Origin of the sequence: Acidovorax sp. sic0104 (genome assembly GCF_019219095.1) — a bacterium.
Lineage (GTDB): Bacteria > Pseudomonadota > Gammaproteobacteria > Burkholderiales > Burkholderiaceae_C > Acidovorax.
Genome location: NZ_JAHUWH010000021.1, coordinates 1 through 17,143, shown reverse-complemented (window position 1 = coordinate 17,143; position 17,143 = coordinate 1). Strand labels below are relative to the sequence as shown.

Below are 17,143 nucleotides of genomic sequence, written 5' to 3'. Positions count from 1 at the left end.
GGGCTTTGTCCGCTGGGCAAACGAATCACGGCAAACTCATTATCAATCGTTCAGGAAATCAACATGGCAATCGAACGCACCCTCTCCATCATCAAGCCCGACGCAGTGGCCAAGAATGTCATCGGCCAAATCTACGCCCGCTTTGAAGCCGCCGGCCTCAAGGTCGTGGCTGCCCGCATGGTGCACCTGTCGCGCCTGGAAGCCGAGCAGTTCTACGGCGTGCACAAGGAGCGTCCTTTCTTCAAGGACCTGGTGGACTTCATGATCTCCGGCCCCGTGATGATCCAGGCCCTGGAAGGCGAGAACGCCATCCTCAAGAACCGTGAACTGATGGGCGCCACCGACCCCAAGAAGGCAGAAGCCGGCACCATCCGCGCTGACTTCGCCGACAGCATCGACGCCAACGCGGTGCACGGCTCGGACGCTGCCGAAACGGCTGCCGTGGAAGTGGCTTTCTTCTTCCCCGGCCTGAACGTCTACTCGCGTTGATATGGTGATCCCCATGCCTGTTCCCGCCGCTGTGGGATGCCAGCGCCATGGGGACCACTGCGCCTGGCCTCACCGGAGGCTGGTGCCATGACCACGAACCTTCTGGAGTTCGATCTCGACGGTCTCGCTGCGTTTTGCGAGCAACTCGGTGAGAAGCGGTTTCGCGCCACCCAGCTGTTCCGCTGGATCCACCAGCGTGGCGCAAGGCAGTTCGACGACATGAGCGACCTGGCCAAGGCTTTGCGTGACAAGCTCAAGGGCTGCGCACGGGTAGAGGCCTTGCCTGTCATTTCCGAGCACGTCTCGGCGGACGGCACGGTGAAGTGGCTGTTTGATGTGGGCGACGGCAATGCTGTAGAGGCCGTGTTCATCCCTGAGGACGATCGCGGAACGCTGTGTGTTTCATCCCAGGCGGGCTGTGCCGTGGGATGCCGCTTCTGCTCCACCGGTCACCAGGGATTCAGTCGGAACCTGACCACGGGCGAGATCATCGCCCAGTTGTGGTTCGCGGAGCATTCGCTGCGCAAGCGCCTCAATATGGAAGAGCGCGTCATCTCTAATGTCGTGATGATGGGGATGGGCGAGCCGCTGCAAAATTATTCGGCGCTGGTGCCTGCCTTGCGTACCATGCTGGATGACCATGGCTATGGCCTGTCGCGCAGACGGGTCACGGTGTCCACCTCGGGCGTGGTGCCGATGATGGACCGCCTTTCCCAGGATTGCCCCGTGGCGCTGGCTGTGTCGCTGCACGCGCCCAACGATCCGCTGCGCGACAACCTCGTGCCGCTCAACCGCAAGTATCCGATCAAGGAGTTGCTGGAGGCTTGTAACCGCTATCTGGCGCATGCGCCGCGCGACTTCATCACGTTCGAGTACTGCATGCTCGATGGCGTCAATGATCAGCTGGAACACGCGCATCAGCTCATCGAGCTGGTCAGGCCGGCGCGGGGAGCGGGTGTGCGCTGCAAGTTCAACCTGATTCCCTTCAATCCGTTTCCCGCATCAGGGCTGTTGCGTTCGCCGCAGAATCAGGTCTTGGCATTTGCCAAAGTCCTGAGCGATGCAGGTATTGTCACGACAGTGCGCAAGACCCGAGGGGATGATATCGACGCCGCTTGTGGACAGCTGGCAGGGGATGTCAAGGACCGTACGCGCGCTGCTGAACGCATGGCGAAACAGCGCACAATCGTTCTCAAACCGGTGGCTTGATCTACGCACATCGGGTTACTTCAAGGAGGCGCTACATGGTGGGATTGGTTGGACGCTGGCAGCAATGGGGCCGCTGGACACTGATGGCGTGCGGGGCGACCGCCTGCATCGCGATGCTGCAGGGCTGCGCAACCAATCCCGACGTTGGTGCCAGTGACCCCGGTCCTGGCATCGTGACCCCCTCCGACGAGCCCGAGGCGCGACGCCGCGCGCGCATACGCCTGGAGCTGGCGTCCAACTATTTCGAGAACGGCCAGACGACCGTGGCGCTGGACGAGGTCAAGCAGGCGCTGGTTTCCGATCCCAGTTATGCGGACGCCTTCAATCTTCGCGGCCTCATCTACATGCGACTGAACGACCTGGCGCAAGCGGACGACAGCTTCCGCCGTGCGCTGGCTTTGCGTGCAGGCGACCCCAATTTGCAGCACAACTATGGCTGGCTGTTGTGCCAGCAGCAGAAGTACGCGGACGCTGACCAGCATTTCGCGCGGGCGCTGGCAAGTCCTACGTATGCCGCCCGGGCAAAGACCTTCATGGCGCGTGGCCTTTGCCAATCGGGTGCCGGACAATTCGCAGAGGCTGAGCAGTCGATGCTCAAGGCCTACGAGTTGGACGCGGCGAATCCGGTTGTGGGGTACCACCTGGCGTCGCTGCTCCTGCGGCGCAACGAGCTGACCCGTGCCCAGTTCTACATTCGCCGACTGAATAATGGGCAGTTCGCCAACGCTGAATCGTTGTGGCTGGGGATCAAGGTGGAGCGTGCCCTGGGAGACACGGTGGCGATGCGGCAATTGGGAGATCAGTTGCGCAAGCGTTTCCCGGAGTCGCGGGAGTCGGGTGCTTACGAACGCGGGGCTTTCAATGAGTGAGGTCGTGGAGGGTGGCGCCGTGACAACAACGGCAGGTGCATTGTTGCGTGAGGCGCGCGAGGCCTCGGGGGTTCACATTGCAGCTTTGGCTGTGGCCTTGAAGGTGCCAGTGGGCAAGCTGGAGGCACTGGAGGCTGACAACCATGCGGCGTTGCCGGACACGGTCTTCGTGCGAGCGCTGGCATCGAGTGTGTGCAGGACGCTGAAGGTGGATTCGGGTCCGATCCTTTCGCTTCTGCCGCAAAGCCAAAGCCCGCGTTTGGCTGCGGACAGTGCGGGCTTGAACGCCCCGGTGAAGGCCAGCGTCGGCAAATCGGCGTCGTCGGCGGCATCGTTCTCGTCGAGCTCCAATGCCCGTTCGCGTTCGGTGTCGTTGGTGGTTCTGGCATTGCTTGTCGGGGCTGTCGTCGTGTTCTTCTTCCCTCGCCAGCCTGTCAGCCTGTCATTCCTTCACCCATCTCCGCCGCCGACTTCGGAGGAGTCGGCGCAGTCGGTCCGTGGGGAGGCCGTGCCAATGCCCACGACACCGACGCCAATGCCGGCGGCTTCGGTGGTCGAGAATGTGCCGGTCAATGTCGAAACGCCGTCGGTGGACAGGAGCACCGTAGCGCCAGCCGCGAGGCCTGCGGCTTCAACGGCCGATGCTGTAGCTGCAGTGCCTGCTGCGGCCGCGGCCAGCCTGCCAGCCAGTGCCGCGGCGTCGGCATCGGGCACTCTGGTGCTTCGGGCGCGCAGCCAGTCATGGGTGCAGGTGAAGGACAGCGCCGGGGCCGTGGTGCTGCAGCGCAATCTGGCCGCCGACGAATCCGTCTCGGTCAGTGCGCCTGCTCCCTTGGCCGTGGTGATCGGCCGCGCTGACGCCACAGAAGTCTTTGTGCGTGGCAAACCTTTTGATTTGGCGGGCGTATCGCGTGAGAACGTTGCCCGTTTCGAGGTGAAATAGTGCAAGAGATCCCTGGTGAATTCGGGCCCATCGCGGTGGCGTCCCCGTTGCCCCGTCGATCCCGGCAGGCCCGGGTGGTGTGGGGCTCCCGTGTCGTTACGGTGGGTGGCGATGCTCCGGTGCGGGTGCAGTCCATGACCAACACCGATACGGTGGATGCGATCGGCACGGCCATACAGGTCAAGGAGCTGGCTCAGGCGGGCTCCGAATTCGTCCGTATTACCGTGAATACGCCCGAAGCGGCTGCGGCTGTGCCTTATATCCGCGAGCAACTGGACCGCATGGGTGAGAGCGTTCCGTTGGTGGGGGACTTCCACTACAACGGGCACCGTCTTTTGACGGAATTTCCGGATTGCGCCCAGGCGTTGTCCAAGTACCGGATCAATCCCGGCAATGTTGGCAAGGGTGACAAGCGCGACAAGCAGTTCGGCCAGATGATCGAGGCTGCCATGCGCTGGGACAAGGCCGTTCGCATCGGTGTGAACTGGGGTAGCCTGGATCAGGAGTTGCTCGCGGATCTCATGGATGCCAACAGCCGGCGGACAAGGCCGTGGGAAGCGCGGCAGGTCATGTACGAGGCATTGATCACGTCTGCCATCGAGTCGGCGCGGCGCGCTGAGGAAATGGGCCTGGATGGCAACCAGATCATCCTGTCGTGCAAGGTGAGTGGTGTGCAGGATCTCATTTCCGTGTATCGCGAACTGGCGCGCCGTTGCGACTACGCTTTGCACCTCGGGCTGACGGAGGCGGGCATGGGCACCAAAGGCACTGTGGCATCCGCCACTGCGCTGTCTGTGCTGCTGCAGGAGGGCATCGGCGATACCATCCGTGTGTCCCTGACGCCGCAGCCCGGGGAGGCGCGTACGCAAGAAGTGGTGGTCGCCTCCGAGATCCTGCAGGCGCTGGGCTTGCGGGTCTTCGTACCCAGCGTTACCGCCTGTCCGGGGTGTGGCCGGACGACCAGCACCACATTCCAGGAGCTCGCCAAGCAGATCGACGATTTTCTGCGGGCCCAGATGCCGGTCTGGCGGGCTCGGTACCCTGGCGTCGAGGGGTTGCGGGTCGCCGTCATGGGTTGCATCGTCAACGGACCGGGCGAGAGCAAGCATGCCGACATCGGCATCAGCCTGCCCGGCACCGGGGAGGCGCCTGCCGCTCCGGTGTTCATCGACGGCGAGAAGGCGATGACCCTGCGGGGTGAGAACATCGCCGCTGAATTCCACCAGATCGTCGAGCAGTACATCGACAAGCGCTTTGGCGCTGCGGTGGCTGCGAACTGACGGCGTTTGCATCGCTGCCCCGCACAGGTTGGTGCGGGCTGTGCGATACGGCGTTTCCTTTTCTCCATTGCAAGACCCGGAAAAGAAGAACAATTGTGAGCAACGAAAAAACCACCGCACCGTCCAAGGCTGAGAAGCTGGTGGCCGTGAAGGGTATGAACGACATCCTCCCGCCGGACTCAGCCCGATGGGAGTGGCTGGAAGATAAGGTGCGCCGACTGATGGCGCGTTATGCCTACCGCAATATGCGAACCCCCATCGTCGAGCCCACGCCGTTGTTTGTGCGCGGCCTGGGCGAGGTGACGGACATCGTCGAGAAGGAGATGTACTCCTTCGTCGATCAGCTCAACGGCGAACGCCTGACGCTGCGCCCGGAGGCGACGGCAGGCGTGGTTCGTGCAGTGGTCGAGCACAACATGCTGTACGAGGGCGGCAAGCGCCTGTACTACATGGGCCCCATGTTCCGCCATGAGAAGCCACAGCGCGGCCGCTACCGCCAGTTTCACCAGGTCGGCGCCGAGGCACTGGGCTTCGGTGGCCCCGAGGTCGATGCCGAACTGATCCTGCTGGCGAATGCTCTGTGGCGCGATATCGGACTCACCAATGTGCGCCTGGAACTCAACAGCCTGGGACAGCCCGAAGAGCGCAAGGCCCACCGCGCAGCGCTGATCGCCTATTTTGAGCAAAATGCCGAGCAGCTCGATGAGGAGGCGCGCCGCCGCCTGCATGCCAATCCGCTGCGTATCCTGGACACCAAGAATCCCGCCATGCAGGCGCTGGTGAATGCGGCCCCGCGGCTCATCGACTTCCTGGGGGCGGAGTCACTGGCCCACTTCGATGCAGTCAAATCCATCCTGGACGCCAACGGTGTTGCCTGGTCCGTGAATCCTCGCCTGGTGCGCGGGATGGATTACTACAACCTCACGGTCTTCGAATTCATCACCGAGCAGTTGGGGTCGCAAGGCACCATCTGCGGCGGCGGGCGCTATGACTATCTGATCGAGCAGATCGGAGGCAAGCCAGCGCCAGCGGTGGGATGGGCGCTTGGCGTGGAGCGGGTGCTGGAGCTGCTGAAGGAGCAGTCCAGCGATGCTCCGGCGCTGGCTCCGGACGCATATGCAGTCATTCCGAGTGCCGCCGCGTTGCCGGTGGCCGTGACGACCCTGGAGCGACTGCGGGCATCGGGTATCAGTGTTCAGATGCACGCCTCGCCTGCGTGGGGGGCTGGCATGGGCAGCATGAAATCGCAGTTCAAGAAGGCCGACGCGAGCGGCGCCCGCTACGCGCTCATCTTTGGCGATGACGAACTCGCCAGGGGAACGGTCGTCGTCAAGGCGCTTCGCGACGGTGCGGGCGGTGTTCAGGTCGAGCAGTTGCTCGCCGATGTGTCTGCATGGGCGCCCACCCTACAATCCAATAGCTAAACCGAACAAATTCCATGGCAAAACATCTCGACCTTGAAGAACAAGAACAGCTTGACCAGCTCAAGCACTTCTGGAACACCTGGGGCACGCTGATCAGCTCTGTGGTCATCGTGGTGGCAGGCTCTTTGGCCGCATGGAACGGGTATCAGTACTGGCAAGCCCGCCAGGCCGGTCAGGCGGCCGCATTGTTCGATGCCGTGGATGTGGCCGCGCGCTCAGGTGACCAAGCGCGTGTGACACAGGCTTTCGGAGACCTGAAAAGCAAGTACGCAGGGACTGTGCAGGCGGCGCAGGCGGGGCTGGCTGTGGCCAAGGTGGCCATTGACGCAGGCAATGCAGACTCTGCCAAGGAAGCGCTCGTCTGGGTGGCGGAGCATGCAGGCGATGAGGGCCTCAAGGCGATTGCCAAGCTGCGCCTTGCAAGCGTCCTGATGGACCAGAAGAGCTACGACGAAGCACTCAAGCAGTTGGCCGGCGTTGCTCCCGTGGAGTTTGGCGCGGTTTTCGCTGACCGCCGGGGCGACATCCTGGTGTTGCAAGGCAAGCGCTCCGAGGCGGTCGCTGAGTACACCAAGGCCTACAAGGGGCTGGAAGAAGGGGCGGAATACCGCCGCCTCGTCGAGATCAAGTTGGGTGCTCTGGGCGTGCCGCCACAGGGCCTGGCCGTGGCTGCGGCCGCTGCACCTGCCGAAGGGGCCAAGTGATCATGAACCGTATCCATAGCCTGAACCGGACTCTTCCTGGCCACCTGTCTTTCGTCCGCGGTGTGTCGTCGGTCGTGCTGCTGGCGGCGCTGGGGGGGTGCTCGCTGTGGAACAGCGGCAGCTCCAAGCCGGCCCCTGCGGATCTGGGCGCCAATGTGGCCGTTCTCGGAGTGCGCCAGGCGTGGACTGCACGCATCGGCAATGTCGGTGGTTTGCCCCTTGACGTCCATGCCAATGGCAACGTCATTACGCTCGCATCTGCTGATGGTGTGGTTGCAGCGGTGGATGCTCGAACGGGAGGCGACGTATGGCGCGCAACCCTTGCGGAGCCTTTGTCCGCCGGTGTGGGCAGTGATGGCAGATCTGCTGCAGTAGTGTCTCGCGCCAATGCGTTGATCGTGCTCGATTCGGGGCGTGAGCGGTGGCGCCAGTCGCTGGGTGCTCAGGTGTTCACGCCGCCCCTGGTGGCTGGCGGGCGTGTCTTCGTCCTGTCGGCGGACCGGTCTGTGTCTGCATATGACGGTGCTACGGGTCGCAAGCTGTGGACGCAGCAGCGGCAAGGTGAGGCGCTGGTGCTTCGGCAGGCGGGAGTTTTGCTCGCGGTAGGGGATACCCTGGTGGTCGGCTTTTCTGGCCGGATGGTCGGCTTGAATCCTGACAATGGCAGCGTGCGCTGGGAAGCTCCGGTAGGCAGTTCGCGTGGCACCAACGATGTGGAGCGCTTGGTGGAACTGGTGGGCCGCACCAGCAGGGTTGCAGACAGTGTCTGCGCCCGGGCATTTCAGGCTGCCGTCGGTTGTGTCAACACCGCGCGTGGTGCCACTGTGTGGACACAGGCGGCCAGTGGTGCTGAGGGAGTGCATGGTGATGGAGAGGCTGTCTTCGGCTCGGAAAGCAACGGCTCGGTCGTTGCCTGGCGCCGCAGCGATGGCTCTCGCCTGTGGACCACCGACAGGCTCAAGCACCGCCGTTTGACGGCACCCTTGCTGCTGGGGCGCTCGGTGGTCGTTGGCGACGATTCCGGCCTGGTGCACCTGTTGTCCCGTGCCGATGGTTCGCCGCTCAACCGCGTGCCCACGGATGGATCCGGCATTGCGGCGGCGCCTGTGGTGGCAGCTGACACCCTTGTGGTGGTGACGCGCAACGGCGGGGTCTACGGATTCCGTCCTGATTGATTGATCGGTCGTATCCAATGAAGCCAGTTATCGCCCTCGTGGGGCGTCCGAATGTCGGCAAATCCACGCTTTTCAACCGTCTGACGAAGTCCCGCGACGCCATCGTTGCGGACTTTGCCGGGCTGACGCGTGACCGGCATTACGGCAATGGCAAGCAGGGCAAGCACGAGTACATCGTCATCGATACGGGAGGTTTCGAGCCCGACGCGTCCAGCGGGATCTACCGCGAGATGGCCAAGCAGACTCAGCAGGCCGTGGCAGAAGCCGACGTGGTCGTCTTCGTGCTGGACGCACGTGCGGGTCTGTCCGCGCAGGATCACGACATCGGCAAGTACCTGCGGCGGCTGAGCAAGCCGTGCATTCTGGTCGCCAATAAGGCCGAAGGCATGCTTGAAGGCGTGCAGCTGGCCGAGTTCTACGAACTGGGTCTTGGCGAGGTCTATCCCGTATCAGCAGCGCATGGGCAGGGGATTCGCGGTCTGGTGGATAAGGCATTGGAGCCCTTGAATCTGCCCGATCCGGACGATGCTGATGCCACTGAAGACAAAAGCCTCATCAAGCTTGCCGTGGCGGGCCGTCCCAATGTGGGCAAGTCGACGCTGATCAATACCTGGCTGGGCGAGGAGCGGCTTGTTGCGTTCGATATGCCAGGCACTACCCGTGACGCCATTTCCGTGCCTTTCGAGCGCAACGGACAGCGCTTCGAATTGGTGGACACCGCAGGTTTGCGGCGCAAAGGCAAGGTTTTTGAAGCCATCGAGAAGTTCTCGGTGGTCAAGACACTGCAGGCGATCGAGTCTGCCAACGTGGTGTTGCTGCTGCTCGATGCCACGCAGGGCGTGACGGATCAGGATGCGCACATTGCGGGCTACATCCTTGAAAGCGGGAGGGCCGTGGTCGTTGCCGTCAACAAATGGGATGCTGTGGATGACTACCAGCGCCAGTTGTTGGAGCGGTCTATTGAAACCCGCCTCGCCTTCCTGAAGTTCGCGTCCCTGCACTTCATTTCGGCCAAAAAGCGCCAGGGGCTAGGCCCCCTGTGGACTTCCATCGTGCAGGCGCATAAAGCCGCTACCTGCAAGATGTCTACGCCCGTACTAACGCGTCTGCTGTTGGAAGCCGTGCAGTTCCAGAGTCCCAAGCGGGCAGGGATGTTCAGGCCCAAGATGCGATACGCGCACCAGGGCGGCATGAACCCGCCGGTCATCGTGATCCATGGGAATTCCCTAGAGCATGTGACGGATGCTTACAAGCGATTCCTGGAGGGGCGGTTCCGCAAGGAGTTCGATCTGGTCGGTACGCCGCTGCGCATCGAGATGAAGACGTCGCATAACCCGTTTGCCGACAAGGACGAGGCCTGAACCAAAGGCCGGGCCTGCGAAGGGCCTTGCGCTTGCGCGCGGGCGCGGCCTTCGGCGTGTGGTAAGGTGCTGGTTTACAACAACAGTTTGAACACGGAGAATATCGTGAGCAACAAAGGCCAACTCCTTCAAGACCCCTTCCTGAACGCACTGCGTCGGGAGCATGTTCCGGTTTCCATCTATCTGGTGAACGGGATCAAACTGCAGGGGCAGATTGAATCCTTCGACCAATACGTGGTGCTACTGCGCAATACGGTCACCCAGATGGTCTACAAGCACGCCATTTCGACCATCGTGCCAGGCCGTGCGGTCAACTTCTCCACTGCCGACACCGCGGATGCAGACAGCAGCAACGCCTGAGTTGCTGCATCCGGCTGAGCCGTCGCTTCTTGCCCGCATGGTGCGAGAGGATCCACTGTCTTGAGTTCGACGACGTCTTCTTCTCCAGGCAGCGCCCCTGTGCTGCTGGTGGGGGTCGACTTCGGTCTGCCTCACTTCGACAGCGATCTTGAGGAGCTGGGCTTGCTGTCGCAGACGGCGGGCATGAATCCCGTGGCCAGGCTTACCTGCAAGCGCAAGGCGCCCGATGCAGCGCTGTTTGTGGGTAGTGGCAAGGCCGACGAAATCCGCACCCTGGCGCAGATGCATGGCGCCGTGGAGGTGCTTTTCGATCAGTCGCTCAGCCCGGCGCAGCAGCGCAATCTCGAGCGGCATCTTCAGTTGCCCGTCAACGACCGTACGTTGCTGATCCTGGAAATCTTCGCCCAGCGCGCCCGCAGCCATGAGGGCAAGCTTCAGGTCGAGCTCGCCAAACTCCAATACGTCAGCACCCGATTGGTCCGCCGGTGGTCCCACCTGGAGCGGCAGACCGGCGGCATCGGCGCGCGCGGCGGCCCCGGCGAAAAGCAAATCGAGCTGGACCGCCGGATGATCAGCGACGCCATCAAGCGCACCCGCGAGCGCCTGGTGAAAGTCAAGCGCCAGCGTTCCACCCAGCGCAGGCAGCGAGAGCGGCGCGACACTTTCAACATATCGCTGGTTGGCTACACCAATGCCGGCAAGTCCACGCTCTTCAATGCGTTGGTGAAGGCCCGTGCCTATGCGGCCGACCAGCTTTTTGCGACCCTGGACACTACGACGCGTCAACTGTACCTGGGCGATGCGGGCAGGTCGGTCTCGTTGTCCGACACGGTAGGGTTCATCCGGGACTTGCCCCACGGGCTGGTGGATGCTTTCCAGGCTACGCTGCAGGAAGCCGTGGATGCCGACCTGCTGCTGCATGTGGTGGATGCATCCAATCCGGGTTTTCCGGAGCAGATGGCCCAGGTGCAGAAAGTGCTGCTTGAGATCGGAGCTGCAGACATTCCGCAGATATTGGTTTTCAACAAGCTCGATTCATTGCAGACTGAGCAGCGGCCCCCTGTGTTACTGGATCACTATGACGTTGATGGCAGCATGCTCGCACGCATCTTTGTCAGTGCGCGGTCCGGCGAAGGGCTGGATGCGCTTCGCAGTGCTCTGGCGTCCAAAGTGATCGATGCGGCGCGGCAGGACATGACCCCTGATGCCGCCGTTGAATTGCCAGGGGCTTTGCCCTGATTGGGCACAATGCCTGCATTACCAATGCCATCAGAGAACCAGAGACTTTGCGCATGACTTTCCAAAACCGCACCCTACGCTGGGCGTCGCTTCCAGAACGTATCCGGGGCATGTTCAATCTGAACGATCCCCGATGGGGCCGTGGCGATGACAACAAGGCTGATGATGGCGGCCGGCCTGATGACCGCCCGACCAATCAGCCCTCGGGCAACCGGGGCGACCAGCGTCCGGCCAACAATGGCCAGCCGCCGGATCTGGATGAGCTTTGGCGCGATCTCAATCGCAAGTTGGGTGGCCTGTTTGGCGGCAAGAATGGCGGTGGCCGGGGGCCAGGCAACGGCGGAGGATCGGGTGGTGGCTTTCAGCCCGACATGAAGAACGCGGGCGTGGGCGTGGGCCTGATCGCCGGCATCGCGTTCGTCATCTGGATGGGCACCGGCTTCTTCATCGTGCAAGAAGGCCAGCAGGCTGTCATTACCCAATTCGGCAAGTACAAAAGCACCGTAGGTGCCGGTTTCAACTGGCGCCTTCCGTACCCCATCGAGCGCCATGAACTGGTCTTCGTGACGCAGATCCGGTCGGCGGACGTTGGGCGGGACACCGTCATCAAGAGCACGGGCCTGCGCGAGTCGGCAATGCTGACTGAAGACGAGAACATCGTTGAAATCAAGTTCGCTGTGCAGTACCGCCTGAGCGATGCGCGTGCCTGGCTGTTCGAAAGCAAGAACCCGACGGACGCCGTGGTGCAGGCTGCAGAAACGGCAGTGCGCGAAGTCGTAGGCAAGATGCGCATGGACACGGCCCTGGCGGAAGAGCGTGACCAGATCGCACCGCGCGTGCGCGCGCTGATGCAGACCATCCTCGACCGCTACAAGGTCGGTGTCGAAGTGGTCGGCATCAACCTGCAGCAGGGCGGCGTGCGCCCGCCGGAGCAGGTGCAGGCATCGTTCGACGATGTGCTCAAGGCCGGACAAGAACGTGAACGCGCCAAGAACGAAGCGCAGGCATATGCCAATGACGTGATCCCGCGGGCCGTCGGTTCCGCATCGCGCCTGAATGAAGAAGCGGCCGCATACAAGGCGCGCATCGTGGCACAGGCACAAGGCGATGCGCAGCGGTTTTCCTCCATCTTGGCCGAGTACCAGAAAGCTCCCCAGGTCACCCGGGACCGCATGTATCTTGAGTCGATGCAGCAGATCTATGGCAACGTGACCAAGGTGCTGGTCGAGTCGCGCCAGGGCTCCAACCTGCTGTATTTGCCGCTCGACAAGATCATGCAGGGCGTGGCGAGCGGCGGTGCGGCCGACGCGGCCGTGACGAATCCTGCTGCGCCAGCGGCGGCGCCGTCGGTGCCATCGACCAACTTTTCGAATGACGCCCGGGCACGCGACAGCAGTCGCACCCGCGATCGTGAATCTCGCTAGGAGCAACTCGTGAACAGAGTCGGATTTATCGCAACCACCCTGCTGGTGGTGCTTGCACTGATGAGCTCCATGCTTTTCGTTGTGGACCAGCGCCAGTTTGGTGTTCTGTACGCCCTGGGTCAGATCAAGGAAGTCATTACGGAGCCGGGGCTGAATTTCAAGCTGCCCCCGCCGTTCCAGAACGTGTCGTATATCGACAAGCGTCTTCTCACGCTGGATAGCAGCGACACGGAGCCCATGCTGACGGCCGAAAAGCAGCGTGTGGTGATCGACTGGTATGTGCGCTGGCGCATTTCGGAGCCCACGGAATACATCCGCAACGTGGGTTTGGATGAAAGTGCTGGCGCGATGCAGCTCAATCGGGTGGTGCGCAATGCCTTCCAGGAAGAGATCAACAAGCGCACGGTGAAGGAGTTGCTGTCTCTCAAGCGTGAAGCCCTGATGGCTGACGTGAAGCGCGAGGTATTGGAAACCGTGCGCGGCGCAAAGCCCTGGGGCGTGGATGTGGTGGATGTGCGCATCACCCGCGTCGACTATGTGGAGGCCATTACCGAGTCCGTCTACCGACGCATGGAGGCAGAGCGTAAGCGCGTGGCCAATGAGCTGCGCTCCACCGGTGCAGCCGAGGGGGAGAAGATCCGTGCCGACGCAGACCGCCAACGTGAGGTGGCCTTGGCCAATGCCTACCGCGACGCCCAGAAGATCAAGGGTGAGGGCGATGCCGAAGCCTCACGTATCTACGCGGAGGCCTTTGGCCGTGACCCGCAGTTCGCGCAGTTCTACCGCAGCCTGGAAGCCTACAAGTCGAGCTTCAACAAGAAGAGCGACGTGATGGTGCTCGACCCCTCATCTTCCGAGTTCTTCAAGACCTTCCGTGGTGGCAATTCCACGGCAGTGCCAGCCGCTGCTCGCAAGTAGTCGGGCGCAGCCGTCCAGTCTTCGCTTGCACTTCACGTCAGTCGCGTGGTCGTGAGTTCCGAGAGCGTCTGGATAGCGCTGGCGCTGGTCCTGGTGATCGAAGGGGCGTTGCCTTTTCTTTCGCCGCAAGGCTGGCGGCGCGCGGTGAGCCATATCGCGCAACTGCGGGATGGCCAGATCCGATTTTTCGCGCTGCTGGTCATCCTGGCCGGTCTGGCGATGCTCTGGTTCTGAACCCTGCCAGAACTCTCTGCGGGATGTCTTTCGGTGCGGTTCCCGGCTCCCGGTAGAATCGCGGTTTTAACAGCCTCCCCTTTTCTCATGTCTGCTTGGGTCCTTCCGGATCACATTGCCGATGTCTTGCCGTCCGAAGCGCGGCACATCGAAGAATTGCGTCGCGGGCTGCTCGATACAGCCCGTTGCTATGGCTATGAGCTGGTCATGCCACCCCTGTTGGAGCACCTTGAGTCGTTGCTCACCGGCACCGGAGAGGCGCTGGATCTGCAGACCTTCAAGTTGGTGGACCAACTCTCTGGCCGCTCCATGGGCTTGCGTGCGGATACGACGCCGCAGGTCGCGCGCATCGACGCGCACCTGCTCAATCGCAAAGGCATCACGCGGCTGTGCTATTGCGGTCCGGTTCTGCACACCCGGCCCGACCGACCGCACGCCACCCGCGAACCCCTGCAGTTCGGTGCGGAGATTTACGGGCATGCCGGATTGGAAGCCGACTTGGAAGCCCTGCAACTGGCACGCGAATGCTTGCGAGTGGCTGATGTCCAGGAGACCACGATCGACCTGGCAGACGTGCGCATCGTGCGCAGTCTGTTGGCCGACGTCTCGCCGAATGCACAGTTGCTCAGTGCCATTCATGCAGCCCTTGCAGCCAAGGACACGGGTGAACTGAGGTCGTTGACCCGGGATTTTCCGAAGGATTCCCGCGAAGGCCTGCTCGCTTTGCCGCACCTGTATGGAGATCATGCGGTGTTGGATGAAGCAGAAAAGACGCTCCATCGCTTTTCAGGCGTGCCTCAGCTGCTATCAAATTTGAAATGGCTGGCTTCCCGTCTGGATGGCGCGCGCGTCACTTTTGACCTGGCTGACCTGCGCGGCTATGCGTACTACAGCGGCGCGCGGTTCGCCATCTATGCCCCGGGCGCCAGCGATGCGCTGGTGCGCGGCGGGCGCTATGACGAGGTGGGTGCTGTTTTCGGGCGCAATCGCCCTGCAGCGGGGTTCAGTCTGGATATCAAGCAGGTGGTAGGTGTCGTAGCGCCCCGAGCCTTGAAGGCAGCGATCCGCGCACCCTGGGGTGAGGCTGCCGACGTGAACGCTGCGATTGCGCAATTGCGCAGAGCAGGGGAGACCGTGGTCTGTGTCCTGCCGGGGCACGAGAGTGAAGTGGATGAGTTCCACTGTGACCGGGAACTGGTGCAGGTTGCGGACCGCTGGGTCGTGCAGACTGTTTGAGCAATTGTCAATTGAAGTGGTTTTGAGATGAAAGCAACCAAAGGTCGCAATGTAGTGGTGGTCGGAACCCAATGGGGCGACGAAGGCAAGGGCAAGCTGGTCGACTGGCTGACGGAAAGTGCCCAGGGCGTCGTTCGCTTCCAAGGCGGGCACAACGCGGGTCACACCTTGGTGATCAACGGCGTGAAGACCGCGCTGCACCTGATCCCCAGTGGCATCATGCGCCCTGGCGTCAAGTGCTACATCGGCAATGGCGTGGTCCTTTCGGCGGCCAAGCTGTTCGAGGAAATCGAAGGCCTTGAAAACGCGGGTGTTGAGGTGCGTTCGCGCCTGCGCATCAGCGAAGCATGCCCGTTGATCCTGCCTTTCCACGCGGCGATCGACGTTGCCCGGGAAGCGGCACGCGAACAAGGCGGTGCTGAAAAGATCGGCACCACGGGCCGCGGTATCGGCCCCGCCTACGAAGACAAGATTGCCCGCCGTGCCCTGCGGGTGCAGGACCTGAAATACCCTGAACGTTTCGCCGCCAAGTTGCGCGAGCTGCTCGACCTGCACAACCATGTCCTCACGACTTATCTGCGCTCTGCCTCCTTCGTTTTCGGAGACGCGTTGAAGCCCTATGTCCAGGATGGTAAGGTTCAGTTTGACGTCGTGTACGCGGAAGCCATGCGGCATGCAGAACTGCTCAAGCCCATGATGGCCGACGTGTCGCGCGAGCTGAACGAAGCCAACCACGCCGGCGCAAATCTTTTGTTCGAAGGCGCACAGGGCACGCTGCTGGATGTGGATCACGGCACCTACCCTTATGTCACCTCGAGCAACTGCGTGGCGGGCAACGCTGCTGCGGGTTCCGGGGTCGGTCCTGGCATGCTGCACTACATCCTGGGCATCACGAAGGCATACTGCACCCGCGTCGGTGGCGGTCCTTTCCCGACTGAGCTGGACTGGGAGCTCCCAGGTACCCCTGGTTACCACATGAGCACAGTGGGCGCGGAGAAGGGTGTCACTACAGGTCGCAGCCGCCGCTGTGGGTGGTTCGACGCCGCGTTGCTCAAGCGCAGTGCCCAGGTCAATGGCCTGTCGGGCTTGTGCATCACCAAACTTGATGTGCTCGATGGTCTCGAGGAGTTGCTGCTTTGCACCGGCTACGAACTTGATGGCGAGCGCATCGACCTGCTGCCCATGGGCGCAGAGGACATTGCCCGCTGTACGCCTGTCTATGAAGCCCTGCCAGGCTGGAGCGAATCCACCGTGGGCGTGACGGACTATGCAAAGCTTCCCCAGAGCGCGCGCAACTATCTGGAGCGTATCGAGCAAGTTACCGGGGTGCCGATCGATCTGATCTCTACCAGCCCTGACCGTGATCACACGATCATGATGCGCCACCCTTACGTGGCAGTTTGAGCCGCGCAGCACGAGTCCTTGTGACTTGCACTAAAGCTATACAAGCAGGAGCCATTTCCATGTTGACCGAAGACGGCAAGCACCTTTACGTCAGTTACGACGAGTACCACAGCCTGATAGAAAAGCTGGCGCTCAAGGTGCATCAGTCTGGATGGGAATTCGACACCATCCTGTGCCTTGCCCGGGGCGGCCTTCGCCCAGGTGACATCCTGAGCCGGATATTCGACAAGCCCCTGGCCATCATGTCGACCAGTTCCTACCGCGCCGAAGCTGGCACGGTTCAGGGTCATCTCGATATTGCACGCTTCATCACCACGCCCAAGGGCGAGATCGCAGGCAAGGTGTTGCTGGTGGACGACCTCGCTGATTCGGGTCATACGCTGCATGCCGTGATCAACATGCTCAAGACCAACTATGCACCTATCTCTGAGTTGCGCAGCGCTGTGATCTGGACCAAAGGCTTGTCGACGTTCACGCCTGACTACTCGGTGGAGTTCCTGCCGACCAACCCCTGGATTCACCAGCCGTTCGAGGGCTATGACAGCCTGAGTCCCGACAAGCTGCTGGAGAAGTGGCGGGTCTGACAAGAGGAGGGAGAAGAAGTGGCCAATCTTCTTCAAAATCTTCTCCCAGGACGGAAAACGGTGCTATAGTCGAGGGCTTCGCTACTGAGACAGTTGCTGCAGATTGCAGGGGTTGTCGAGGTCTGGGTGGTGGTTGGGGCGGATGCTCTGGTTGCTGGTTGGGTCTGAAGGTTGCGGGGAAAAAAGTTTGGTTTTGAGTTGATTGCGGTGTAAAAACCGGTATATAATTCAAGGCTTCGCTGATCGGAGGTTGTGTCGAGAGATGCAGAATTTGATCGGTGATGAAAACA

Annotated in this window: 17 protein-coding genes; all 17 read left to right on the top strand. The window is 61.9% G+C overall.

Annotated features, from left to right (window positions below; genetic code table 11):
- Positions 1–63: 63 nt before the first annotated feature.
- Positions 64–489, top strand: a complete 426-nt coding sequence (ndk, locus tag KW835_RS23555; protein WP_218386917.1) for a nucleoside-diphosphate kinase — start codon at positions 64–66, stop codon at positions 487–489.
- 87 nt (positions 490–576) lie between these two features.
- Positions 577–1,698 (top strand): 23S rRNA (adenine(2503)-C(2))-methyltransferase RlmN, encoded by a 1,122-nt coding sequence (rlmN, locus tag KW835_RS23550; RefSeq protein WP_218386915.1) that lies wholly within the window; start codon positions 577–579, stop codon positions 1,696–1,698.
- Between the two features lie 35 nt (positions 1,699–1,733).
- Complete coding sequence (gene pilW / locus KW835_RS23545) at positions 1,734–2,567, top strand: type IV pilus biogenesis/stability protein PilW (RefSeq protein ID WP_218386913.1); 834 nt, start codon at positions 1,734–1,736, stop codon at positions 2,565–2,567.
- Positions 2,560–3,510 (top strand): RodZ domain-containing protein, encoded by a 951-nt coding sequence (locus KW835_RS23540; RefSeq protein ID WP_218386906.1) that lies wholly within the window; start codon positions 2,560–2,562, stop codon positions 3,508–3,510. The genes pilW and KW835_RS23540 overlap by 8 nt, the downstream gene beginning before the upstream one ends.
- Positions 3,510–4,790 (top strand): flavodoxin-dependent (E)-4-hydroxy-3-methylbut-2-enyl-diphosphate synthase, encoded by a 1,281-nt coding sequence (gene ispG, locus KW835_RS23535; RefSeq protein ID WP_218386904.1) that lies wholly within the window; start codon positions 3,510–3,512, stop codon positions 4,788–4,790. The genes KW835_RS23540 and ispG overlap by 1 nt, the downstream gene beginning before the upstream one ends.
- Before the next feature lie 155 nt (positions 4,791–4,945).
- The gene (gene hisS / locus KW835_RS23530; protein WP_218386986.1) at positions 4,946–6,214 is read left to right on the top strand and encodes a histidine--tRNA ligase; all 1,269 of its coding nucleotides are present in this window, start codon (positions 4,946–4,948) and stop codon (positions 6,212–6,214) included.
- A 14-nt stretch (positions 6,215–6,228) separates the two neighbouring features.
- Entirely contained in the window at positions 6,229–6,918 is a 690-nt protein-coding gene (locus KW835_RS23525) for a tetratricopeptide repeat protein (RefSeq protein WP_218386903.1), read from the top strand.
- A 2-nt stretch (positions 6,919–6,920) separates the two neighbouring features.
- A complete protein-coding gene (gene bamB, locus KW835_RS23520; RefSeq protein ID WP_218386984.1) occupies positions 6,921–8,093 on the top strand; it encodes an outer membrane protein assembly factor BamB in 1,173 nt (390 codons plus the stop codon).
- Positions 8,094–8,110: 17 nt separating this feature from the next.
- On the top strand, positions 8,111–9,454 hold the full coding sequence (der, locus tag KW835_RS23515; RefSeq protein ID WP_218386901.1) for a ribosome biogenesis GTPase Der: 1,344 nt from the start codon (positions 8,111–8,113) through the stop codon (positions 9,452–9,454).
- 105 nt (positions 9,455–9,559) lie between these two features.
- Positions 9,560–9,814, top strand: a complete 255-nt coding sequence (gene hfq / locus KW835_RS23510) for an RNA chaperone Hfq (RefSeq protein WP_218386898.1) — start codon at positions 9,560–9,562, stop codon at positions 9,812–9,814.
- Positions 9,815–9,874: 60 nt separating this feature from the next.
- On the top strand, positions 9,875–11,053 hold the full coding sequence (gene hflX / locus KW835_RS23505) for a GTPase HflX (protein WP_218386897.1): 1,179 nt from the start codon (positions 9,875–9,877) through the stop codon (positions 11,051–11,053).
- A 53-nt stretch (positions 11,054–11,106) separates the two neighbouring features.
- Positions 11,107–12,477 (top strand): FtsH protease activity modulator HflK, encoded by a 1,371-nt coding sequence (hflK, locus tag KW835_RS23500; protein WP_218386896.1) that lies wholly within the window; start codon positions 11,107–11,109, stop codon positions 12,475–12,477.
- Between the two features lie 9 nt (positions 12,478–12,486).
- Positions 12,487–13,395 (top strand): protease modulator HflC, encoded by a 909-nt coding sequence (gene hflC / locus KW835_RS23495; RefSeq protein ID WP_218386895.1) that lies wholly within the window; start codon positions 12,487–12,489, stop codon positions 13,393–13,395.
- Positions 13,396–13,446: 51 nt separating this feature from the next.
- A complete protein-coding gene (locus KW835_RS23490) occupies positions 13,447–13,629 on the top strand; it encodes a DUF2065 domain-containing protein (protein ID WP_218386894.1) in 183 nt (60 codons plus the stop codon).
- Positions 13,630–13,716: 87 nt separating this feature from the next.
- Positions 13,717–14,865 (top strand): ATP phosphoribosyltransferase regulatory subunit, encoded by a 1,149-nt coding sequence (locus tag KW835_RS23485; protein ID WP_218386892.1) that lies wholly within the window; start codon positions 13,717–13,719, stop codon positions 14,863–14,865.
- A 27-nt stretch (positions 14,866–14,892) separates the two neighbouring features.
- Positions 14,893–16,269 (top strand): adenylosuccinate synthase, encoded by a 1,377-nt coding sequence (locus KW835_RS23480; protein ID WP_218386890.1) that lies wholly within the window; start codon positions 14,893–14,895, stop codon positions 16,267–16,269.
- A gap of 59 nt (positions 16,270–16,328) precedes the next feature.
- Positions 16,329–16,853 (top strand): phosphoribosyltransferase, encoded by a 525-nt coding sequence (locus KW835_RS23475; RefSeq protein WP_218386888.1) that lies wholly within the window; start codon positions 16,329–16,331, stop codon positions 16,851–16,853.
- Positions 16,854–17,143 lie beyond the last annotated feature (290 nt).